The 22,791-nt window shown below is 60.8% G+C and carries 21 protein-coding genes; 8 read left to right on the top strand and 13 right to left on the bottom strand.

What is annotated here, in order from left to right:
- Positions 1–387: 387 nt before the first annotated feature.
- Positions 388–1,563, top strand: coding sequence for a porin (locus tag ABH944_RS21815; RefSeq protein WP_404608505.1), 1,176 nt, complete (start codon positions 388–390; stop codon positions 1,561–1,563).
- A 261-nt stretch (positions 1,564–1,824) separates the two neighbouring features.
- Here the strand turns inward: ABH944_RS21815 and ABH944_RS21810 are convergent, their stop codons facing one another.
- The 8 genes from ABH944_RS21810 to ABH944_RS21775 all read right to left on the bottom strand — a co-directional run bounded on the left by ABH944_RS21810 (position 1,825) and on the right by ABH944_RS21775 (position 12,174).
- Positions 1,825–2,694, bottom strand: a complete 870-nt coding sequence (locus ABH944_RS21810) for a proteasome-type protease (RefSeq protein ID WP_404608506.1) — start codon at positions 2,692–2,694, stop codon at positions 1,825–1,827.
- 241 nt (positions 2,695–2,935) lie between these two features.
- On the bottom strand, positions 2,936–3,730 hold the full coding sequence (locus tag ABH944_RS21805; protein WP_404608507.1) for a transglutaminase family protein: 795 nt from the start codon (positions 3,728–3,730) through the stop codon (positions 2,936–2,938).
- A gap of 34 nt (positions 3,731–3,764) precedes the next feature.
- On the bottom strand, positions 3,765–4,718 hold the full coding sequence (locus ABH944_RS21800) for an alpha-E domain-containing protein (protein WP_062082985.1): 954 nt from the start codon (positions 4,716–4,718) through the stop codon (positions 3,765–3,767).
- 83 nt (positions 4,719–4,801) lie between these two features.
- Positions 4,802–6,208, bottom strand: a complete 1,407-nt coding sequence (locus ABH944_RS21795; RefSeq protein WP_404608774.1) for a circularly permuted type 2 ATP-grasp protein — start codon at positions 6,206–6,208, stop codon at positions 4,802–4,804.
- 323 nt (positions 6,209–6,531) lie between these two features.
- Positions 6,532–8,061, bottom strand: a complete 1,530-nt coding sequence (locus ABH944_RS21790) for an efflux transporter outer membrane subunit (RefSeq protein WP_404608509.1) — start codon at positions 8,059–8,061, stop codon at positions 6,532–6,534.
- 1 nt (position 8,062) lies between these two features.
- Complete coding sequence (locus ABH944_RS21785; protein WP_404608511.1) at positions 8,063–9,631, bottom strand: DHA2 family efflux MFS transporter permease subunit; 1,569 nt, start codon at positions 9,629–9,631, stop codon at positions 8,063–8,065.
- Positions 9,628–10,812, bottom strand: coding sequence for an HlyD family secretion protein (locus ABH944_RS21780; RefSeq protein ID WP_404608512.1), 1,185 nt, complete (start codon positions 10,810–10,812; stop codon positions 9,628–9,630). Before ABH944_RS21780 ends, ABH944_RS21785 begins: the two co-directional genes overlap by 4 nt.
- A gap of 879 nt (positions 10,813–11,691) precedes the next feature.
- Entirely contained in the window at positions 11,692–12,174 is a 483-nt protein-coding gene (locus ABH944_RS21775) for an HU family DNA-binding protein (RefSeq protein ID WP_062082883.1), read from the bottom strand.
- A 224-nt stretch (positions 12,175–12,398) separates the two neighbouring features.
- Between ABH944_RS21775 and ABH944_RS21770 the strand changes: the two genes are divergently transcribed.
- Positions 12,399–12,776 (top strand): hypothetical protein, encoded by a 378-nt coding sequence (locus tag ABH944_RS21770; RefSeq protein ID WP_404608514.1) that lies wholly within the window; start codon positions 12,399–12,401, stop codon positions 12,774–12,776.
- Positions 12,777–12,971: 195 nt separating this feature from the next.
- On the opposite strand, the gene ABH944_RS21765 is transcribed toward ABH944_RS21770, so the two are convergent.
- Positions 12,972–13,382, bottom strand: coding sequence for a phospholipase D-like domain-containing protein (locus tag ABH944_RS21765; protein ID WP_404608516.1), 411 nt, complete (start codon positions 13,380–13,382; stop codon positions 12,972–12,974).
- 259 nt (positions 13,383–13,641) lie between these two features.
- On the opposite strand from ABH944_RS21765, the gene ABH944_RS21760 reads away from it, so the two are divergent.
- The 3 genes from ABH944_RS21760 (at position 13,642) to ABH944_RS21750 (ending at position 15,188) form a co-directional block, all read left to right on the top strand.
- Complete coding sequence (locus ABH944_RS21760) at positions 13,642–14,265, top strand: LysE family translocator (protein ID WP_404608517.1); 624 nt, start codon at positions 13,642–13,644, stop codon at positions 14,263–14,265.
- Between the two features lie 361 nt (positions 14,266–14,626).
- Complete coding sequence (locus tag ABH944_RS21755; RefSeq protein ID WP_404608519.1) at positions 14,627–14,791, top strand: hypothetical protein; 165 nt, start codon at positions 14,627–14,629, stop codon at positions 14,789–14,791.
- Between the two features lie 235 nt (positions 14,792–15,026).
- Positions 15,027–15,188 carry a DUF1328 family protein gene (locus ABH944_RS21750; RefSeq protein WP_031363615.1) on the top strand — a complete coding sequence of 54 codons (162 nt, stop codon included), beginning with the start codon at positions 15,027–15,029 and terminating at the stop codon, positions 15,186–15,188.
- A gap of 113 nt (positions 15,189–15,301) precedes the next feature.
- Here the strand turns inward: ABH944_RS21750 and ABH944_RS21745 are convergent, their stop codons facing one another.
- Positions 15,302–16,225: an Ig-like domain-containing protein gene (locus ABH944_RS21745; protein WP_404608521.1), complete on the bottom strand. Its 924-nt coding sequence runs from the start codon at positions 16,223–16,225 to the stop codon at positions 15,302–15,304.
- A gap of 202 nt (positions 16,226–16,427) precedes the next feature.
- Positions 16,428–17,837, bottom strand: a complete 1,410-nt coding sequence (locus tag ABH944_RS21740) for an aminotransferase-like domain-containing protein (RefSeq protein ID WP_404608522.1) — start codon at positions 17,835–17,837, stop codon at positions 16,428–16,430.
- Positions 17,838–18,006: 169 nt separating this feature from the next.
- On the opposite strand from ABH944_RS21740, the gene aptA reads away from it, so the two are divergent.
- Positions 18,007–19,335 (top strand): omega-aminotransferase AptA, encoded by a 1,329-nt coding sequence (gene aptA / locus ABH944_RS21735; RefSeq protein WP_404608524.1) that lies wholly within the window; start codon positions 18,007–18,009, stop codon positions 19,333–19,335.
- A 119-nt stretch (positions 19,336–19,454) separates the two neighbouring features.
- Here the strand turns inward: aptA and ABH944_RS21730 are convergent, their stop codons facing one another.
- Positions 19,455–19,949, bottom strand: a complete 495-nt coding sequence (locus tag ABH944_RS21730; protein ID WP_404608526.1) for a DUF6496 domain-containing protein — start codon at positions 19,947–19,949, stop codon at positions 19,455–19,457.
- 278 nt (positions 19,950–20,227) lie between these two features.
- On the opposite strand from ABH944_RS21730, the gene ABH944_RS21725 reads away from it, so the two are divergent.
- On the top strand, positions 20,228–20,398 hold the full coding sequence (locus ABH944_RS21725; RefSeq protein WP_404608776.1) for a PepSY domain-containing protein: 171 nt from the start codon (positions 20,228–20,230) through the stop codon (positions 20,396–20,398).
- Positions 20,399–20,461: 63 nt separating this feature from the next.
- Here the strand turns inward: ABH944_RS21725 and ABH944_RS21720 are convergent, their stop codons facing one another.
- On the bottom strand, positions 20,462–21,181 hold the full coding sequence (locus ABH944_RS21720) for an ArsR/SmtB family transcription factor (RefSeq protein WP_404608528.1): 720 nt from the start codon (positions 21,179–21,181) through the stop codon (positions 20,462–20,464).
- Between the two features lie 127 nt (positions 21,182–21,308).
- On the opposite strand from ABH944_RS21720, the gene ABH944_RS21715 reads away from it, so the two are divergent.
- Positions 21,309–22,697: an MFS transporter gene (locus tag ABH944_RS21715; protein WP_404608530.1), complete on the top strand. Its 1,389-nt coding sequence runs from the start codon at positions 21,309–21,311 to the stop codon at positions 22,695–22,697.
- The last annotated feature ends 94 nt before the right edge of the window (positions 22,698–22,791 follow it).

Genomic DNA, 22,791 nt, shown 5'->3' with positions numbered 1-22,791 from the left:
ACTCGCGCACGTCCGGTCGCCGCCCGGCGTAAACCCTCGCCGAGCCATATGCGGCGCTCCTCTTGCCTGCAACAGCGACCCTCGCCGGCCTCTCCATGCATATCTCGCTTATAGCGTCCAATTAGTAAAAAACTAATATAAATCGCCTATTCGCGATGAACCAATTGCATTAAAAGGAACTTTCTGAAGACAGATTTGTCTCCGCGCTTTCACTAGATGAATGAACGGCTAAAGCCTTGACAGGCTTGCCTTACAAGACATCAGGCGGTCGATCGGAAAGTGTCTTTTTTTTGAGACATGTTTTAATTTTTCAGTTCTTAAGTTTTGTAACGCTGCGTTATTCTCTGCGCCGGCAACAACGAATTTAATCCTCGCGTGGAGAACCTGATGAAACGTTTCGCACTGACTTCCCTTTCGCTGGCACTGCTCGGCACAGCTGGCGCGGCCCACGCGCAAAACAGCGTGACCCTGTATGGCGTGATCGATGCTGGTCTCATTTATGTCCACAACGCGAACGGCAACGAGAAGCAGGTCGGCACAAATAGCGGCACCCTGTCCGGCGATCGCTGGGGCCTGAAAGGCCAGGAAGACCTGGGCGGCGGTTTGAAGGCAATTTTCCAATTGGAAAACGGCTTTGACGTCAACACGGGCAAGTTGAACCAAGGTGGTCGCGAATTCGGTCGTCAGGCATTCGTCGGTTTGACGTCTGACAAGCTGGGTACGGTTACCCTCGGTCGTCAATACGACCCGCTCGTCGACATGGTGCAAGGCATCACGGGTGACAACTACTGGGCGTCAATCGTCGGTACGCCGGGCGACGTCGACAACTACGACAACAGCTCGCGTGTAAATAACGCTGTGAAGTACGTGTCGCCGAACTACGCTGGCCTGCAATTCGAAGGCATGTATGGTTTCAGCAACGGCGCAGGCACGACGGGTCAAGGCCAGACGTGGAGCGGTGCGGTTGCGTATAACAACGGCCCGTTGGGCTTGGCTGCCGGTTACTACTACACGAGCAACCCGAGTGCAGGCCGTTCGGCTACGAGCTGGAACAGCCCGTCGTCGGATTCGATCTTCGACAGCCCGATCAACAGCGGCTACGCGTCGGCTCACTCGATCGCCATCGCTCGTGCAGCAGCTCAGTACGCTATCGGCCCGGTAACGTTCGGCGGTTCGTACAGCAATGCGAAGTATCGTCCGGACGGTTTCTCGGCATTCACGTCGACGCAGACGTACAACATCGGCAGCGCATTCGTGAACTACCAGCTGACGCCGGCTTTCCTGATCGGCACGGGCTACACGTACGAGAAAGCTAGTGGCGACACGGGCGCTCATTACAATCAGGTCGGCATCGGTGCGGACTACACGATCTCCAAGCGCACGGATTTCTACGCACTCGGCGCTTACCAGAAAGCAAGCGGCACGCAAGCTGTGTTCACCACGAACGCTGCTGGCCAGACGGTTCGCGTAGACCAGCAAGCGCAAGCATCGATCGGTTCGTTCGGCTTCGCCGGCACGAGCACGCAAGAAATGGTGGTCGTTGGTATCCGTCACAAGTTCTAAAGCCGGACCCGGCGCGCATCGTTTCACGGTTTAGCGCGCCGACTTCGACTGCGGTTCAAAAACAGCCATCGGCTTCGCCGATGGCTGTTTTTTTATGCGCGCGGAGTATTGGCAGCTATGCGGCAGCGATCGATGCGCCAAAGCCAAAAACAAGAACGGCCCAATCAGCGTAAGCCGATTTGGGCCGTTCTTGTTCGGGCTGCCTGCTTTGCGGAGCCTCCGCCACGCGCTCTTAACCCATCGCTACTACTCCAGTCCGGTTCAATGCTGTGATCGCCCGCTTTCCGGTTGCATCAGCGTCTGGAACGGCGGCGCCGACGTATCGGGTTCTGCACGCAGGTCGCTGCCCGTCACGCGCGGCACGTTCGATACCGTTTCGCGCGCCCGCAGCGGCACGTTGTCGGGATCGGCCCAGGTCGGATTCGGGATCTCCCCGAAAATCTGCCGCAGCCGTTCGCCCCACGTGCGATGAATCATCTGGAAATACTGGTTGTCGTTATCGATCGTGGAGAAGCGCGTGACCCGCAACGCGTCCTTCTCATACACGAGCAGATCTAGCGGCAATCCCACGGATAAATTGGATCGCAGCGTTGAGTCCATTGACACCAGCGCGCATTTCGCGACTTCGTCCAGGGGCGTGGAGGGTGTGACCACGCGATCGATGATCGGCTTGCCATACTTCGATTCGCCAATCTGGAAATACGGACTGACCGGCGACGACTCCACAAAGTTACCCGCCGAGTAGATCATGAACAGGCGCGTATTCGCACCGCGGATCTGGCCGCCGAGAATAAAGCTGCAATTGAAGTCGACGCTGAATTCCGCGAGCGTGGCTGCGTCACGCCGATGGACCTCGCGCACCGCGTCGCCCACCAGCCGCGCCGCTTCCGCCATGGTGGCAACGTTATACAGGGTGGTTTTGTCTTCCGGCGCCGGTTCCGACAGCAGTTGCATGACCGCCTGCGTCAGCGCGAGATTACCCGCGGCGAGGAGCACGAGGACGCGCTCGCCGGGCTGTTCGAAGACCGCCATCTTGCGAGCTGCGCTCACATGGTCAACACCGGCATTCGTGCGGGTGTCGGAGAGGAACACGAGTCCTTCGTCAACGCGCATTGCCACGCAATAAGTCATGCGTCCAATTCCTGAAAGAAGCAAATCCGTATTGTAATCGGGTATTCGCCCGGATCGGGCTGATTGGGGGACTGTGGCCAGGCACCCTCGCCCGGCAAACGCGCCACCGCCTTTCATGAGGCCCAGGTGCGGCAAACCAGGCCGCGCACCTCACCTTCTAATAGTTATCGGCAGATGGAGGCGCGGCTTGAATGTCACGGCGCCGCAGGAATACGGGCGCCGTGACGCGAGCCAGCCTGTGCTACTGGTCGGCCGCCTGTACCGACACGTCAACGCTCATGCGCTCTTCCTTGCCGCCGACACGCGAGCCGCGCACGGGCGCCGCCGCCTCATAGTCGCGCGCAACCGCGAGCCGGCAATAACGGCCGCTGGCAAACGCCGTGTGCGTGACGTCGACCGACACCCAGCCGTCGTCGATCCACACATCCACCCACGCGTGGCTCGCGGCATGCGGGACATCGCCCGGATCGATATAACCGCTCACGTAGCGCGCCGGCAGCCCGCGGGCGCGGCAGCACGCCAGCATCAGGTGCGCGTGATCCTGGCACACGCCATTCCCGAGCTGCAGCGCCTGGGCCGCGGTACTTGTGACCTCGGTGACACCCGCCTTGAACTGCACCTTGGCTTCGATATTCTCCGCCAGCGCAATCAGCGCCGCCGGTGAATCGAGCTTGGCCACCGAGTTCGCGAGTTCGCGGATTGCGCCGTCCGGTTCGGTGAGCGCGGTCGCGCAGGTGTAGTGCTGGAGGGGAATCCGACCAGGACCGTCGTTGAGACGGCCGCCGTCGAGCAACGTGGTTTCCACCTGACCGGTTACGGACAGATGGATTTCCATATGCGGTTTCGTCAACACCAGCGTATGCAGCGTGTTGGCGTAGGCGTCGCGGGTGACGTCGAGCTTGCCCACGGTATCGATATTCCAGCGCCGCACCATCTGCGCCGACCCGTTGGCGGGCGTCATGCGCAGTTGCTGGATGGAGTACTGCACGGGGACGGCGTAGCGGTAGCTCGTGTGATGACGAATGGTCAGAAGCATGATGGTTTCCAGTACAGATGCGGAACGGATGCGTTCAGGCGAGAGGCAACATGAGGAAGGTGCGCATCACGCGAACACCGAGCTCGTCGACCCGTTTCAGGAATTGCGTCAGATAGGCGTGCACCCCGGTTTCAAGTATCTGGCGGATATCCATGTACAGAACGTCTGCGCGCAGCTTGCCGGCAAAACGTTCACACTCGTTGGAGCCGTTGGTGCGCAGCTTGTCGAGTGTCGCGCAAACACCATCCAGCGACGCCAGCAGCGAGCGCGGCATCTGCGAGTTGAGGATCAACAGCTCCACGACCCGCGACGGCGTCACGACATCGCGATACACCTTCCGATAGATTTCCAGCGCGGAGACCGAACTCAGGATGGAGGTCCAGTAATAGAAGTCCTCCAGTTGGCGCGCGGCTTCACGCGAGTTCGGTTCGGCATCGGCGAACCGGACGTCCAGGATCCGTGCCGTGTTGTCCGCCCGTTCCAGGTACATGCCGAGCTGGATGAACCAGAAGGCGTCGTCCTGGAGCGCGGTGCCGACCATCACGCCGCGGCACAGGTTCGAGCGGTACTTGACCCATTCGAACAGCGTGTCCGGGCTTTTTTCGAGCTCGCCCGAAGCGAGTTTTTCGCCGAATTCGAGCCACGTGAAATTGATGGTCTCCCACGCTTCCGTGGTCAGGGTGCCGCGCACGGCGCGCGCGTTTTCGCGGGCCGCGTGCAGGCAGGAACTGATGCTCGACGGATTGCCGGTATCGGCGACCATGAAGTGCAGCATGTCCTCGCGTGAATCCGAGCCCGGGAAACGCTCCTCGAACCTGAATTCGAGTTCCGAAATACGCAGTACGGAGCGTTGAGCGCGAGCGGCCTGATCCGGCGTCTGCGGCAGCAGCATGCCCTTCAGGTTGATATCGAGCATGCGGGCGGTATTTTCCGCACGCTCCATGTAGCGAGCCATCCAGAAAAGGTGATCGGCTGTGCGGCTTAGCATCATGATGGCGTTCCGTTGTTGTGTGGCGCGCGCGGGCGCGGCGCTTGGAAGCGCGCCCCGTTGCGAACAATCCCGGTGGGTGCTTAGTCCACCATCCAGGTGTCTTTCGTGCCGCCGCCCTGCGACGAATTCACGACCAGAGAACCCTCCTTCAACGCCACGCGAGTCAGGCCGCCAGCGGCCATCGTCACTTCTTTACCCGACAGCACAAACGGCCGCAAGTCGATATGACGCGGCGCAATACCCGATTCCACGAAGGTCGGGCACGCGGAGAGCGCCAGCGTGGGCTGGGCGATATAACCGTCCGGCCGCGCGATCAGACGTTCGCGGAACGCCTCGATTTCCGCTTTCGTCGATGCCGGTCCGACCAGCATGCCGTAGCCCCCGGCGCCGTGGACCTCCTTCACGACCAGCTCGGGCAGATGCGCAAGCGTGTAGGCGAGATCGTCGGGCTTGCGGCACTGGAAAGTGGGCACGTTGTTCAGGATCGGCGTTTCGCCGAGATAGAACTCAATCATGTCCGGGACGAACGGATAGATGGATTTATCGTCCGCTATACCCGTGCCCATCGCATTCGCCAGTGCCACCCGGCCCGCACGATACGAGGTCAGCAGCCCCGGCACGCCGAGCGCCGAGTCCGTGCGAAATGCGAGCGGGTCCATGAAGTCGTCGTCCAGCCGCCGGTAGATCACGTCGACACGCTTCGGCCCTTGCGTCGTGCGCATGAACACGTAGTTTTCATCGACGAAAAGATCCTTGCCCTCCACCAGTTCCACGCCCATTTGCTGCGCGAGGAACGAGTGCTCGAAGTACGCCGAGTTGTACATGCCGGGCGTGAGCACCACCACGTTGGGATCATCCACGCCCGCCGGGGCGATCGAGCGCAGCGTTTCGAGCAGCAGGTCGGGATAGTGGGCGACCGGGGCGATGCGGTTCTGCACGAATAATTCGGGGAAGAGCCGCATCATCATCTTGCGGTTCTCGAGCATGTACGACACGCCCGAGGGCACCCGCAGGTTGTCTTCCAGCACGTAGAACTCGCCCGCGTCACCGGCGCGCACCACGTCCACACCGGCGACGTGCGCGTAGACGTCGAGAGGCACGTCAACGCCGTGCATCTCGGGACGATATTGCGCGTTCGTGTACACCTGTTCGGCGGGAATCTTGCCTGCCCGGACGATGTCCTGATCGTGGTAGACGTCGCGGATGAACATGTTCAGCGCGCGTACCCGCTGTCGGAGTCCGGCCTCGAGCTTGCGCCATTCGTCGCCGGGGATGATGCGCGGAATCATGTCGAAGGGAATCAGGCGCTCGGTGCCCGACAAGTCACCGTTCACGGCAAACGTGATGCCGACACGTCTGAACAGCAGATCGGCTTCCGCGCGCTTGCGTGCGATGATTTCGGGGCTTTGCGTGGAAAGCCACCGGGAGAAACGTGCGTAGTGCGCCCGCACGGTTTCTTCGTGACGCATTTCGTCGTAGATCTGCATCTTGCGTCCTTTTTTGATCGCGGCCTGATGCCGCCTGTGCGTGGAAATGCCGGCTCGATATCGCTCTTCAAGCTGGGCCACGCCTGTCCGACGCTTCGGTAGTTTCAGTATCTACAATTAAGCAACAGGCGTGCCATTTTTTCTACTACTTGTTTTTACTCATTGTTTTGGCGGGTTAGGTGGAAGTTTGCTTCAAATAAGTGCGCAGTGGGTGGCCGGTGTGATTGACAACGCGAAGGAGATGCCCGGTTTTGGTGCGAAGGGGTGAATGCTCGCCCGGTGGACGGTGGGTTGGCGGCCGCAGGGTCGGTGGTCTGCCGCTGTCAGCCGTTTTCGGTTGTTCCCTGCCATCCGCCGCCCAGCGCCTTATATACAGCGATCAGATCCGTCGTCACGCTCACTGTCGACTGCGCCAGTTGTTGCCGCGTCCCGGCCAACTGACGCTCGGCATCGAGGACCGTGATGAACGTCACCAACCCCTTCCGGTAACTATCCGTCGCCAGCTCCAGGCTGATCCGGTTAGCCTCAACCGTGCGCGTCAACGCCTCCCTGCGGTCCTGATCCGTCCGGTAAGACACCAGCGCGTTATCCACGTCCTGCAGCGCCTTCAGCACCGTCGAGCGATATTGCAATGCCGCCTCGCCCGCCTGCGCCTTCGCTATCCGTACGTTCGCCCGCAACGCGCCACCCTCGAAAATGGGCAGCGAAATACTCGGCCCGACCGTCCAGAAAAGACTCGACCAGTGCGCCAGATATTTTGCCTCGAGGGCACGCGTACCCACATTACCCGTCAACGATACATCCGGGTACATCTGCGCCACCGCCACGCCAATCTCAGCGGTGGCCGCATGCAGATCACTCTCCGCCCGGCGAATGTCGGGACGCCGCCGCGCCAACGTAGACGGCAAACCAATCGGCACGCGCGGTGGCACCGGTGGGACAGCGCCCGGCACCCCCAGCTCGGCATCCAGCGCTCCCGGCGCACTCCCGGTCAATACCGCGAGGCCGTTCATTGCCTGCACGATCTGCGCATCGAATTGCGGTAGCTGGGCCTGCAACGACCCCACCTGCGCAGTCGCGCTCTGTACGTCGCTCTCGCTCGTCAGCCCCACGCGCGCCTGCTCACGCGTCAAATTGAGGATCTGCTGCTCCGAATCGATCTCGGCCAGCGTGATCCGCTTGAGCAGTTGCGCCCCGCGCAGTCGCGAATAAGTCTGCGCAACTTCTGCCTCAAGCGAGACAAGGGCGTCGTTGCGATTTTCGATTGCAGATTCCGTCTGCGCATTCGCCGACTCCACCGAGCGCCCTACCCGCCCAAACAGATCGAGCTCCCACGATGCATCGAAACCATCCTGGAACAAGCTCACCGGCGCCGTCAAGGAATTCAGGGCGCCCGCCACGCCCGCACTGTCGGGCCCGAGCGCGTTGACCTTGTCGTAGACACCCTGCGATTGCAGCAGGCCCTTCAAGCCCAGTTGCTCACGCTTGTAACTCGCGTTCGCGCTGACTTGCGGCAACCCCTGCGCGCCCGACACCACCGCCTCTTCACGCGCCGCCGTTATGCGCAGCACCGCGCTCTGCAAATCCAGGTTGCCCGCCGCCGCACGGTCGATCAGCGAGTCCAGCGTGGCGTCGTTGAACTGCCGCCACCAGCGCGGATCGGGATCGGCATGGGTGTCCGCGAGCGACGGCGCGCTCGCGTGGGGAAACCGCATGTCGTCAGGCGGGTTCTGCACGCGCTGCAAATCCTGCCAGTTAGCCGGGGTTTTCGCGTCGGGCGGCGTGAAATCCGGACCGACGGAACATGCGCCGGCGAACATTGAAAGCAGGAACGGAATCCAGCGTTTGCGCATCTCAATGCCCTCCTCCGCCACCCGCGGCCTTCACCGGCGAAAAGAAAAATGTGATCGGCACGAAGCACAACGCAAAGATCGCCACCGCGCCGAATACATCAAGGTAGGCGAGGATCGTCGACTGCGAAATGGTCTGCTTGTACATCAGTCCGGTCGCCGTGGTCATGGCCTGCTGCATGGTCTGGCCCATGTCCATCAGCGTGTGCGTGAGGCGCTGTATGGAGTCGTTGTAGTTCGGGTTCAACGGCGTCATATGGACGGACAGGTGCGCCATGTTCGCCTGCGTGCGCTCGACAATCGAGGCAGTCGCGAGCGAGATGCCGATCGATCCCGCCACGTTGCGGAACATGGTGAACAACGCTGAAGCGTCCGCATTCTCCGATGCCTTCAGCGTCAGGTACGCGAGCGTGGTGATGGGTACGAACAGGAATGCAATGGCGATGGATTGCGAACTTCGCATGATCGTCAGCGTCTTGAAGTCGATGTTCGGCACCAGGTGATGCGTAAAAAACAACGCGCACCCCATCAGGAAAAAACCGAAGGCGACCAGGAAGCGGGTTTGTATGACCGGCATCAGCTTGCTGACCACCGGAATGATGGCCACGATCAACATCGCTCCGGGCGACAACACGAGGCCCGCGAGCGTCGCGGTATAACCGAGTTGCTGTTGGGCGAGTTGAGGCACAAGCACCGCGCTGCCATAGAGGATCGCTGCAAAACCCACCATGCACACCGAGCCCAACGCAAAATTCCGGTCCTTCAGTACACGCAGGTCGACCACCGGTTTTTTCGCGTAAAGCAGCCAGAAGATCGCGCCCACAATGCCGATCAACGACAGAATCGCAAAGGTGGTAATGAACCCGGACTTGAACCAGTCGTCGTCCTCGCCGCGGTCGAGGAACACTTGCAGGCAGCCGAGACCCAGCGCAATCAAGCCAATGCCGATGAAATCGAGGCCCAGTTCCTTACGGTCTTTTTGTTTCTCCCACGGCGGATCTTCAACGAACTCCATCACCGCAATGGTCGTAATCACGCCGATCGGCACGTTGATCAGGAACACCCAGCGCCACGTGAGGTTGTCGGTGATCCAGCCGCCGAGCGTCGGCCCGACCACCGGCGCGACCACGATCGCTATGGCCGAAATCGAGAACGCGCGGCCGCGTTGCTCGGGAGGAAAGGTATCGAGAATGATCGACTGCTGGTTCGGTTGCAAGCCTCCGCCGAAGAAGCCTTGCAAGACCCGGAACACGATCAGTTGCCACAGGTCGGTGGCGAGCCCGCACAACAGCGAGCAGACTGTAAACGCGGCGATGCAGATCAGGAAATATCGCTTACGTCCCAGCAGTTTCGAGAAAAATGCGGAGATGGGAAGCACAATGCCGTTCGCGACAAGATACGCGGTCAGCGTCCAGGTGGCTTCGTCGTAGCTCGCGGACATCGCGCCCGAAATGTGCGGCAACGCGACGTTCACAATGGTCGTGTCGAGCACTTCCATGAACGCCGCGAGCGTGACCACGACCGCTATCAGCCAGGGATTGGACTTCGGTTTCCAGCCGGCATGATCGCTCATTTCAACATCACCTTCGGAATCACGGAGATGCCGAGCGGCAGCGGAAGATCGGGTTGCAATCCGCTATCGATAAGTATCTTCACCGGCACGCGCTGCACGATCTTCACGAAGTTGCCCGTGGCGTTTTCAGCGGGGAAAGCCGAAAAGCGCGAACCGCTGCCAAGCTGGATACTGTCCACGTGACCGTGCAGCTTCAGGTTGGGATAAGCATCGACGGATACATCCACCGAGTCACCGGGACGCATGCGCTCGAGTTGCGACTCCTTGAAGTTGGCGGTGACCCAGACGGGGGTGGTCACCAGGGAAAAAATCGAGGCGCCCGCCTGCAGGAACGTGCCGTACTGCACGTTGCGTTTGGTAACCCAGCCGTCCGCAGGCGCACGCAGTTCCGTATAGGACAGGTTCAACGCGGCCGCTTCCACCTGTGCCTCGGCCTGTTGAACCTGCTGCCGGCGTTCGTCCACCGTGGCCTGCGCCTGGCTGATTTGCTGCGGCACAAGACTCGCGGTTTTCACTTGCGCCTGTGCCTGCGCAACGTTGGCCAGCGCGCTCTTTTGCTGGGCCGTCGCTGTGTCGATGTTTTGTTGCGATGTCGCCCGGATATCGACCGTGCGTTGCCGTTCATAAGCCGCGCGGGTTTGCACCAGGTTCGCTTGCGCGCTCTGCTCCTGAGCCTTTGCCTGTGTCAGTTGCGCCGGATATTGCACGCGGGCAATAGCCAGTTGCACTTGAGCCGAGTCGAGTTGTGCCTTCGCCAGGCCGAGTTGAGCGTTCGCCTGGTCCAGTTGGGCCTGATAGTCGCGAGGATCGATCTTGATCAGCAGATCGCCTTTGTGGACGAATTTGTTGTCGCCCAGGTTCATGACCACGACGTAACCCGATACCTTCGGTGCGATCGTCACGGCGTCGCCGTCGGTGTACGCGTCGTCGGTACTCACCTGGTTGCGCGTGACGAACCACCATGCCAATCCGCCGAGGACCAGGAGCACCACGACGACAGCCAGGATGATCAGCGGCTTTTTACCCGGGCCTTTCTTTTGCCCGTTGGATGGGTTGTCGGCCTTGTTGTTGGACTTACCGTCGTCGCCGTTTCCATCGCTATCGTTTTTTCGCTTGCCGCGGTTTGAATCGTCCCCGGCTTTGTCTCCGTCATGGTCAGGTCGTTCGTCTTGATCCGGCATCGGGCCCCCTCTCACTCATTGAAACGCGGAATGGCTCAGGCATCTGGCCACTCCCCAGGTCGCAGGTCGCAGGTCGACAGAATGGGAATCTCTTGCTCTTGAATTTCTTTCTTCTACGCGTGCCTCAGGCCAGCGTAAGCGCAAGCTTCAAGCAAACCACGTGCCGTCGTAGTCGAGCCGCTGATGAGCCGCTTTCAGTTTGTTTTCAGAGGGTTATGCCCGTGCCTGTGAACATTCAATGCGCTATGCGGCATCAGCGTTGTGAATGCGCTGTCGATGGTTTGGCGTGAAAGCGGCATGGCTTTCACCCCCTTTCATGCTTGCCTGAACGCCTGGTCTAGCGCGTCTGGTTTCAGGTAAATGGCCGCGTAAATGTGACATTGCCGGCGCGTTCCTACCCGCGCTTTTATCCCGCGTCGGCGTTGCTGACCTTCTCGAACGTCCATGCGTTGCGCCGCGTTTCGAGTCGTTAATGCGTTCGCCGCTGCATCTTCGAAGGATCTCGCGATGCTGACCGGCCAGGAAATGTCATTGCTTCGAGAGGTGGTGCCGCGGCTTCCCAGTGAAGCTGAACAGCTTCGGCCGACCATGCCGATTTCATCTTCACACGTGAGCCGGGACCGTCAACAGTGGTCATCGAAGATTCAGTTTGGGCTGATCCTACGCGTCGCGCTCAGCCACGCCAACTCCGGGTACAGCGCGGAAAGACTCGCTGTTTTCACCTCATCCACCACGTTCGAACGTCGTCACCGTCCAGGCTCGCGTCATCTGAAGCAGGCAAAAAAATGGCCGATTCCTTGCGGAGCCGGCCATTTTTTTTCGACTACGGTTCGCCCCTACACCTGCGCTGCCATAGCCCTTCGATGCTTTTCCGTCAGCTTACGCTGCGGCGTCCTTCAACTTCTTCAACGCACGTGCCTTGATGCGCACGCTCGCCGGCTTCGCTGCGAACCAACGGTCTTCACCCGAGAACGGGTCCTTGCCGAAGCGCTTCTTCTTCGCCGGCACGACTTGCGCCGAAATCTTCAAGAGGCCCGACAGCGTGAATTCGCCTGCGCCCTTCTTGTGAACTGCGCCGAGGATGGTGTCCTCGAGTGCCGACAGGACGGCCTTCACTGCTTTCAGGTCGACGGTCGCACGGTCCGCCAGATGCGCGGCGAGCGATGCCTTCGTGAACGTGTCCTTGATCGGCGACAGCGTTGCCGTCGTCTTCACGGCTGCTTTCTTCGCCACAGTAGCCGGCGTCGATGCAGCCTTCTTGGCAGCTACCTTCTTGACGGGTGCTGCTGCAGTCTTCGTTGCAGCCTTGGGAGCAGCTTTGGTCGCAGCTTTCTTGGCGGCGGTTTTTGCGGAAGTCGGCATGTTTCTCCTACCTGTTGAGGTCAGTGTTTTTAGAATACGGTTGCGTGAATGCATCCGTATCAACGCCGGATTCTACAAGCGCCATTGAACTTCGTGCGAGTCTTTTTGTGTTTCTAAGCCTTTTTTTAAGGGGTTTTCGTTACAAGCGTCAGTTTTATGGCGACATGGGTAGCTTCTCGATCAACGCAGAGTGATCCGATGCCACCCGCGACGGGTGAACTTCGATGCACATTCACCCCTACAAGACGCTCGCCGGGAAACATCGTGATGAGGTTAAAAGCGAACAACGGACCGCGTGCTGGAAAGGTCCGTGGAGCGCATGCGCGATAGAAATGCGAGAGCAACCGGCGCAGCGTCCGGCCGTCGACAGGCCAGGCGTTGAGGGCTCCGGGCACGGTTCCCGGCATGGCCGGGGCCTCAAAACTCTGCAACACCTGCTCGACTTGCCCGCGTCGTTCACGCGACGCCGGCACCAGATGCGTTGTGACAACACGCTACATCTCGCCGTCGCAATCGGTCGCAATCGGTCGCAATCGGTCGCAATCGATATCCGCATCCAGCACGCCGCGCGGTTCGCGCTTGCTGAAACCGCATTGCCGTAGCGTCGCGCGGGGTATCGAGCCTGGGACCGGCGAGTGCATGCAAGCCTGTCATGCGCTGTAACAGAGCGAGCACATCGGGCGTGTTGCGTTGCGTGTTACCTGTTCACATCAACGCGCATTGAATGTGCAGGTCAGCGTTTGCATCGATAGCGGAATGCATTGCCGAGATTCGCCTAAGCCGTCAGCAGCAGGTCGTCAATCACGATCATCTTCCGACGATGCCAGCGGCCCATGGAATGCTTGCCGTCCATCTGGAATGCGACCCGCCGACGCGTACGCCATCCCATCTTGCGGCCCCGCAGCCCGCGCGCTCGAATGCATCAAGCATTGCGATGAAATCCCACGCAAGGATGTCAAGGCGCGGCCGTTTGCGCATCGCGCAGACCCTGCGTCGGCACCTTCGGCCGTCAGTTTTATGAGGCTGCCGATATCCCGGCCAAGGATAAACACCGTGCGCAGCGCTCGCGTGATCGCCTCGCGCAGTTCGCGAAAATAATCAGAGCCGTCGATCAGCAAACTAAAACGATCAGCATGCCGAATGCTGTCGCAATTGCGCTCCGGTTGAAAAGACGCTTCAGTGTTCATGCTGCCGCCCTGCTTGAACAAATTCTCGAACGCGTTTTGAACCGATCAAACCCATGCAAAAAAGCGTGAGCCAGAGGCTGGATCGTGCCGACGATGCAAGGGTTCCTATGACGAATTCCAGAAGCGGCATGCCGCATTCCGCGGCACAAACCCTGCCGCACCGTACAGGAAATGATCTGAGTATCTGTACCGGTACTGTACAGATCACATCTCATACACTGACGCGTCCGGACTATCGATCCGGTTCAGATCCTGCTCGAGCGAACACCAGGGAAACATCATGCATCTCGACACTGCCGCCCTACTGACCGCGCTTCCCGCCGCAGTGCTGTTCGCGCTCGTCACCACCATCACGCCCGGTCCGAACAACACCATGCTGCTGGCGTCGGGTGTGAACTTCGGATTGCGCCGCACGGTGCCGCATGTGCTCGGCATCAGCGTAGGCGTCGCCATCCTGATGGTGCTGGTCGGTCTCGGCGTAGGGCAGGCATTCGCGCGTTTCGCCTGGGCTTACACGGTGCTCGAAACGTTAAGCGTGGCGTACCTGCTGTATCTCGCATGGAAGATCGCAACGTCGTCGACCATGCAGGTTCGCGACGGTGAACGCCGGCCCATGCGGTTTATAGAAGCAGCCGCGTTTCAGTGGATCAATCCGAAGGCATGGATGATGGTGCTGACGGCCGCGACCACGATCCATTTGCATTCGAGCTCTTCGCTGAACGCGGTCTTGATGGCGGTCGTGTTCATCATCGTCGGATTGCCGTGTATCACCATGTGGGCCGCGTTCGGCACGTCCATGCGGCGGCTTCTCACGCAACCGCGCTGGCTGCGCGCCTTCAACTGGACAATGGCTACGCTGCTTGTGTTGTCGTTGTATCCGATCGTCGAGCGTGCACTGGTGTGAGATGAAGCGCAGTGCTCGCGCGCTGACGGGCGCAGTGACGTAACTCAGTGACGTAACTCAGTGAAGTAACTCAGTGAAGTAATTAATTGTGCAACCACTGCGGCCCGCGTTGCACTGGCGGCGAGCCGATTTGGTGGCCCGGGGGTTCAGAACCAGCCTATTTTTTTGTAGGCGGCGCATACTGGTCCATGCCTGCCGTCGCGCAAAATATGCAGCCCGATTGCAACTTTGGCCGTAAAAAGCGGCAAGAAATGCGCAGACTCCGTTATCCCGGGGGATCGACAGGCATGTACGAAGCTTGCTGCCCGATCAACTCGCGCCCTCGTTGGCGCGGCTTTGAAATCTCCCAAGGAGTTACGCCATGTCTGGAGCAAACCGCCCGTCCGGTCCCGCAACACGCAAGTCCCTCGATCTCGCCGATCAAATCGAACGCGATGAACTCGAGAACCACCTGCCGGATGCGCTAAACCACGCCGACGATGATGACTTCGACGACGAACCCGACACAGGCAAGCCCCGCCAATAACCTATCGTCCTCTTAACCGCGCCGCACGGCGCGTCATCCAGGCCGCACTTGTGCAACGCAGTGCGGCTTTTTTGTGCGTGGATCTTTTGCGCCCTATTTTCTGTTTGAAGACTCCTGGGCACGGCGGTTGCTCTGAATTCGGACGTCGCGGCATACAGCAGCGGCACAGTCAAGGCGGCGAAGGCGTCAAGCCGGCACGCAAACCAATCCGATAATCGACCCTTTGGAGGGCTTCATGCTTCGATACGCTGTCATCTTTTTCATCATCGCGATCATCGCGGCGTTTTTCGGCTTCGGCGGAATCGCGAGTGGCGCAACCGAGATTGCGAAGATCCTGTTCTTCATCTTCATCGTGATCTTCCTGGCAACGCTGTTGCTCGGCGTATTCCGGCGATGAAGCAGCGGTGTCCATATCCAATGGACACCACTGAAGAAATACAAAAAAGCGCGAGCATGCTCGCGCTTTTTGTTTTATGTCACGCCGCAAGCTGACGGCGCAAGCGGCTCAGTTCATCCTTGATGCGTCTCCAGATCAACGCCTTGAAGAACCAACGGTTCGACGAACGCGCCCGAGTGCTCAGCCATGGTGTACAGGGCGCCGCCCGCTTTCGACGTGCCGTGTTGCTGCCACTCTCCTTCCACAAGACCCGCCACACGGGATTCCGGCAGATCGACCGGATTGCCCGTCTTGCCGCCAGGTTTCGCCAGGTGTTTATAGTCAGAAAACAAGTCACGTTCCCCGAGATTCAAGAGATCGGTGATCGAGAGCGTGAGCGTAGCGTGCGAAGCATGTGTGTCGATGCCATCAACACCAAGGGCGGGCGCCATGGTGTCGACAGTGAAAACCGCATGATTCGACGGCGAGCTATGCGACCCTGCAACATTCGATGCAATCGCATACAGGTCGTGTGTACCGTCGGCCAGACCCGCGCCCACAGTGATCCACCATTTGCCGGTGTAGTCCACCACTGCGGAGCCAATAACCTGCTGACCGTCGAAAAGCGTGATCGTGTCGCCCGGCTTACCGGTTCCCGTTGTGCTGGGATACGACTCCGTCGTCGTGCTACCCGGAGCAATCGGCAAACCGTTACCTCCCAGGACGTCCGTAATGACGGGCGGCGTCATTGCCGGCAAGTCGATAGTCACGGAAATCGGCGTGGACGAGGCGCCCCACTGGTCTTCGCCGTTTATGGAGATCGCCGTGAACTTGTGAAGACCCGCCTTGAGTGCGGCAGGCGGCGTGAACAACCACAGACCATCGCTCGTTACAACGGTAGTGCCGAGCCATCGAACACCGTCGTACACGGTCACCGCGGTTCCAGCGTCTGCCGTACCCATGATGACCGGCAACGCCTCGCTTGACGTGCCGCCGGCGCTTGCGGATCCAACGGTCATGATGATTGCTTTGGAAGGAATGTTAGTAACAAATGCCATGTTGGCCCTCTCTTTATGGGAATCAACATGCGCGACACCGCCCGGGATCCGGCGGTCGCGCACTGATGCGAATTGACCGGCGGCTGCGTGCCGTCCGTTCAATTCGCGAGGGCGAGTCTGTCCTTATCACTTGAAACTAACTACACGATTGTTCCTAAAGAGCAAACAAATCGAACGACCTGTTGCTCCAGCTCATCCTTCTCTATCGCCTCTTCCACTTTTCTATGAACCCCCACAGCGCATCCTCAGTGGAATACGGCACGTTGAAGCGGAACCAGTTGCTCGCGGCGTCCCCGGGGCGGAAATACGAACCCGGAGCGAGCCAGATGCCGTCTTCCAGCGCCTGCGTCGCCAGTTCGTTCGCGTGCTCAGGCTCGACCGGTAGCCGTGCCCACACGAACAAGCCTGCGCGCGGGCGATGAAACAGCTCGACATCGAGCGAGTCCATCCGGTCCTCGACCTGCGCGTGTGCGTCCTTGAGTTTTTCGGTGACCGATTCCACATGGCGCGCATAACGCCCTTCGGTCAGCACTTTCTCGACAATACGTTCCGTCGCCGCCGATGAAGTCAGCCCCACCGCCATCTTCGTACGCGCCAGTTCGCGCAGCACGTCACGCTCGGCGACCACATAACCGCAGCGCAATCCCGGCGTGATCGTCTTCGAAAATCCGCCGACATACAGCACGCGGTTCAAGCCTTCCATAGCGGCCAGAAGCGGCGCGCCGGGCGGCGCGAGCTCGCGGTTCACATCGTCTTCCACGACCCACAGGCCGTAGCGTTCCGCGATCTGCAGCAGACGAAACGCGGCCGCCATGCCGAAGGTCGCGCCGGTCGGGTTCTGCAGCGTCGTGTTGAGAAAGATGGCCTTGGGACTATGCTCGATCACCAGTTGTTCAAGCACGTCGTTATCGATTCCTGCCGGCGTACGCGGCACACCCCGCACGATCAGGCCGCCCAGTTGCAGGATCTGCAGCAGATTGCAGTAACCCGGATCTTCCACAATGACCGTGTCGCCCGGGCGCAGCAGCGTGCGGACAATCAGGTCGAGCGCCTGCGTGGCCCCGGCGGTCAGCAACACGTTCGCGGCAGGGTCGGCGGGCAAACCGTAGCGGTCAAGTTGCTCGGCAATCCGCTCGCGCAGCGGCGCAAAACCGTACGGGTGCCCGTAGTCGGCCATGCGTGCCGCCGGCACGCGGCTGATCGAGCGCAACGCGTGATGCAGGCCGCTTTCATTGACCCATTCGTTGGGCAGCCAGCCGCAGCCTGCCTTGATCGGCACGGAATGATCGGCGAATACATCGGACAGGAGCCAGGTGGCGGTGAGACTCGGCGGTTGCCAAGCCACCGCGCGCTTGTGCGCCGCCGGGGCACGCGCCGCCACCCGGTACCCCGAGCCGCGCCGCGCGACCACGAGGCCCATCGACACAAGGCGCCCATACGCTTCCGTTACCGTGAAGGTGCTCAGCCGTTCCGCCTGCGCGAGCTGGCGCACCGAAGGCAGCAACGCGCCGGCACGCAGCGCCTGTTGTTCGATGGCGCCGGAAAACGCCCGCACCAGTTGCTCGACGAGCGTCGCTTGCGCGCGGTCACGGTCCAGCTGAAGTTCGATCATGAGTCGGCAGGAAGAGGATGATGAAGGATGATAAAAGTTGATCGCCCGGGTAGTCGACCAATACAGTTTTCGCCATTTTGCCAGCACAGTTCTCTCCGCGACAGGACAACTGTCTATGCCGCGGGTTTTTATCGAGGACTACATTGCGTGTTCTAACAGGAGATTTCCCATGACTTCGCGCCCCGTCATCGACGACCTCTCGTCGTTCTGGATGCCTTTCACCGCCAACCGGCAGTTCAAAGCTGCACCGCGCCTGATCGAGGGCGCCAAGGGCATGTACTACCGCGCGACCGATGGCCGCGAAATTCTGGACGGCTGCGCCGGCCTGTGGTGCGTGAACGCGGGCCACTGCCGCGATGAGATCGTCGCCGCGATCCAGCAGCAAGCCGCCACACTCGACTTCGCACCGACCTTCCAGATGGGCCATCCGCTCGCCTTCGAAGCGGCCACGAAGGTCGCGGCGATCATGCCGGAAGGCCTCGACCGCATCTTCTTCACGAATTCCGGCTCCGAATCCGTCGATACCGCGCTGAAAATCGCCCTCGCGTATCACCGTGCACGCGGCGAAGGCCAGCGCACGAAGCTGATAGGCCGCGAGCGCGGGTATCACGGCGTGGGTTTCGGCGGCATCTCGGTAGGTGGCATCGGGCCGAACCGCAAGACGTTTTCAGGCGGGTTGCTGCCGAACGTCGATCATCTGCCGCACACGCACGCGCCTGAGCACAACGCGTTCTCGAAGGGCCAGCCGGCGTGGGGCGCACATCTCGCCGATGAACTCGAACGCATTGTCGCGCTGCACGATGCGTCGACCATTGCCGCCGTGATCGTGGAGCCGCTGGCGGGGTCGACGGGTGTGCTCGTGCCGCCGCAGGGTTATCTGCAAAAGCTGCGCGAGATCTGCACGAAGCACGGCATCCTGCTGATTTTCGATGAAGTCATCACGGGTTTCGGCCGGCTGGGTAAAGCAACGGCAGCGGAGTATTTCGGCGTGACGCCGGACCTGATGACCCTCGCCAAGGCGATCAACAACGCCGCCATTCCGATGGGCGCCGTGGCTGCGCATCGCAACGTGCACGACACGATCATCAATGCGGGCGCGGCGAACGGTATCGAACTATTCCACGGCTATACCTATTCGGCGCACCCGATGGCCGCCGCCGCCGCGATCGCCACGCTCGACCTGTATGCACGCGACCAGCTGTTTGAGCGGGCGGCATCAAAGGCACCGAAATTCGAAGCCGCCGCTCATGCGTTGCGCGACGCGCCTCATGTGAAGGACGTGCGCAATCTCGGCATGGTGGCGGGTGTTGAACTGCAATCGCGCGATGGCGCGCCCGGCGCGCGGGCCTACGAAGCGTTCGTGAAATGCTTCGAGGCGGGCGTTCTGGTGCGCTATACGGGAGATATTCTCGCGTTCTCGCCGCCGCTGATCATCGAAGACAACGAGATCGAGCAGATCTTCAGCACAGTTCGCAAGGTGCTCGAAACGGTGAAATAACGCGGTTTCCACAGCCGCTTGCTGTCTGGAATAAGCGGCACGCAAACCGACGTGCAAGCGTAGAGGCCGTTCCGGAGTAATCCGGAACGGCCTTTCTTTGTGGAAGGGCTGCAAATGCGCTAACGCGCGTGCCGCGTCGCACCGGCCTTCGAAGCCGCCTTGCGGCGCGTCTGCCAGCCTTTCCTGGCGGATGCCGAACGTTCAGCCGCGGAACGCCGGCTCGCGCTTGCGTGCGTCTGCTTCGAAAGCGCTTTGTGCGAAGCGGCCTGGCTACCCTCACGTTTAAGCACGCGCGTGGACGTGGCGGAACGCTTCGCCGTGGATTCCGTGCTCGCGCTTCGTTGCCTCTTGTGCTGGCCGGCTTGCGTGTCCTTCGCCGCTTTCTTGCGAGTGGCGGCGGAGGCCGCGCCCTTCTTCGGCGCCTTCAGACTCACACCCGACCTGCGCGCCTCCGACAAACCGATAGCAATTGCCTGCTTCGCGGACTTCGCACCGTGCTTGCCTTCACGAATGTGATCGATCTGCTCCTTCACGAACGCACCAGCCTGCGTGCTGGGCGACTTTCCCGCACGTTTGGCAGCGTGGGCACGTTCGACAGTTTTCTTCTCAGGCATGGCGACACTCCTTTGAAAAAACAGCGTTGGACCAGCCATAACCGGCGCAGCAACGCCCGTGCCAAAGCCTGCCGCAGGCACCACTGTGCGCATCCGTCGCGGATCGCCATGTAAGCGTGATGTTAGATTCACGAGCGACTAACCCAGCCGTTGCGCTGGCCCATTCGATTCGTTAAGGAGAGCAAATGTTGAAGAAAACGTGTACCGCGGCAGTAGGCATCCTCGTACTCGCAGCAAGCAGTGCGGCATTCGCGCGTGACCAGCCGGGTGCGGACTAGATAACGAAGGACGCGGCAATCGCCAAGGTCAAGGCGCAGGGTTACGACGCGGTGCGCCTCAAAGCCGACGACGGACACTGGGAAGGCGAAGCCACCAAGCAGGGCTCGTTCTATGACATCCACGTCGACCCGCACTCCGGCGCGCTGACGAAGAATGAATTGAAGAAATAACCCTGTTGTACCTGTCGTAACACGCTGAAAAACCTGTACTGGTTCGCGCCGGTGCAGGTCGGATTACACCCCGGTCTGCACCGTTCTCTTGTCCACGCCAAGTTCCTCTTTCAACCCCGCCCATCCCTTCGGCGTGACCTGAACAGCACGCGAGTTTTTCAAGCGGCGTAGCCACCCTTTCGCGCAAAGCTGCGTCATGAACGCGACACCCAACGGCCCGGCCAGATGATGCCGCCGCTCCGTCCAGTCCAGGCATTGCCGGGCGAGTCCGCGCCGGGTCGGTTTCACCGCCGCCACGTCCAGGCCCATCGCGCTGAACCACGCCATGCCGTCATGCGTCACCTCGAACTGCTTGTCCGCCGTGGCAACAATAAACGCGCGGTCCTGCAACGCCTGCGTCACCGCCACGCCCAGGCCGCCAGCGAGATGGTCATAGCAGCATCGTGCGAACTGCAATTCACGAGCTTCCCTGCTGCGCGGCGTTCGACGCACCGTGCCACCCGGCAGAACCGATGCAATCGATGCAAGATTTTCAAGCACCAGCGCAACATGCGAACCGGCCAGACGGTAATACCGATGCCGCCCCTGCGTTTCCACCGACAACAACCCGCCCGCCAGGAGCTTCGCGAGATGAGAGCTTGCTGTCTGGGCGGTGACGCCGGCCGCGTAAGCCAGCTCGCCCGCAGGTTGCGCGCGGCCGTCGGCGAGCGCCATGAGCATGGCGGCGCGAGTGGGATCGGCAATCAGGAAAGCGGCCGACGAGACCGCGGGATGTGCGTACATGAAGGATCTCCGCTTTGACCTCGCCATGATAGTCCGGCCGCCTGTGCGCATGCTTCGATACGCGTCGAAGCTTGTGGCATGTGGGCGCCCCTACACTGGATTTCCCGTCCCGTAGCGAAAACTCCCCGTGCCCGACACCCGAACGCTGCAGCGCCGCGTCCTCGCCGCGACCAGCATCAGCTATATCGTCGTGATCCTCGATACGTCCATTGTCAACGTTGCGCTAGGCAGCATCGCCAATGCGCTCACGACCAACACCGCGGGCCTGCAATGGGTCGTCAACGCGTACACGCTGACCTTCGCGAGCCTGTTGTTGACAGGCGGCGCACTGGGCGACCGGTTGGGCGCGAAGAAGGTCTATTTCGCCGGCCTTGCCGTGTTCACGCTGGCATCCGCGCTCTGCGGTCTTGCGCCCAATCTCGCGGCGCTGACCGGCGCCCGCGTGTTGCAAGGGATCGGGGCGTCGATGCTGGTGCCGTGTTCGCTGATGCTCATCAACCGCGCCTATGCCGACCCGGTCGAGCGCGGCCACGCGATCGGCCTGTGGGCGGCGTGCGGCGGCGCCGCGATGGCCGGTGGTCCATTGATCGGCGGCATCCTGATCCATACGTTCGGCTGGCGCAGCATCTTCCTCGCGAACCTGCCGATCGGGTTGATCGGCTTGTGGCTGACATCGCGGGTGGCACGCACCGAACGGGCTGAACGTGAAGGGGTAACGCGTCATCTCGATCTGGCCGGTCAGGCGGCGGCAATCGTGGCGCTGGGCATGTTGATCGGAGTGCTGATCGAAGGGCACGCATCAGGCTGGCGTTCGCCGTGGATCTTGAGCGGGATTGCGCTGAGTGTTCTTGCCGCAGGGAGTTTCGTCGCAATCGAATCATGGCGGTCGCAGCCGATGCTGCCCCTGTCCTTGTTCAGCAACCGGATTTTTTCCAGTGCTGCGTTTGTCTCGATGGTGTCGGCAATGACCTTCTATGGCCTGATCTTCACGCTGAGTCTTTATTTCCAGCAGGTGCGGGCGTATTCGCCGTTGCTGACCGGCCTCGCATTCCTGCCGCTGACCACGCTGGTGACCGCGGGCAGCATCTCGGCGGCGCGGTTCGTCAGGATGTTCGGGCCGCGCCGGCCGATCTGCGTCGCATTGGGGATCTATTCGATCGGCTTTCTCGGCATGCTGATGTCGACGGACACTTCGCCGTACTGGCTCATTGCGCTCCCCATGCCGGCCATCGGCTTTTGCGCGGGTCTCATCACGCCCATAGCCACGCGCGCGCTGATGGATACCGTCGATAAAAATCGCGCCGGGATTGCGGCCGGCGTGCTGAACTCGGCGCGGCAGACGGGCGCTGCGCTGGGCGTCGCGGTTTTTGGCGCGATGGTCCCGTCGCCCGATCAGTTTGAGCACGGCATACATACCGCAATGGCGATGGCCGCGGCCATATTGCTGACAGCGGCGCTGGTCTGGTGGTTTGCATCGAAAGCGATGGCTCGGGAGCGGATTAGCCCGATTGGTTGAGGATTCTGCCCGCGGACGGCCACGCGTGCCACGTGGATTCCCGCGTGCGGGTGGACGGAGGACGATGACAACGGCAAAATCGAGGCGCTGAACG

The organism is Caballeronia udeis (assembly GCF_044909315.1).
GTDB lineage: Bacteria > Pseudomonadota > Gammaproteobacteria > Burkholderiales > Burkholderiaceae > Caballeronia > Caballeronia udeis_A.
Note: the sequence above shows the minus strand (reverse complement) of the source record. Positions and strands in the feature narration are given on the sequence as shown.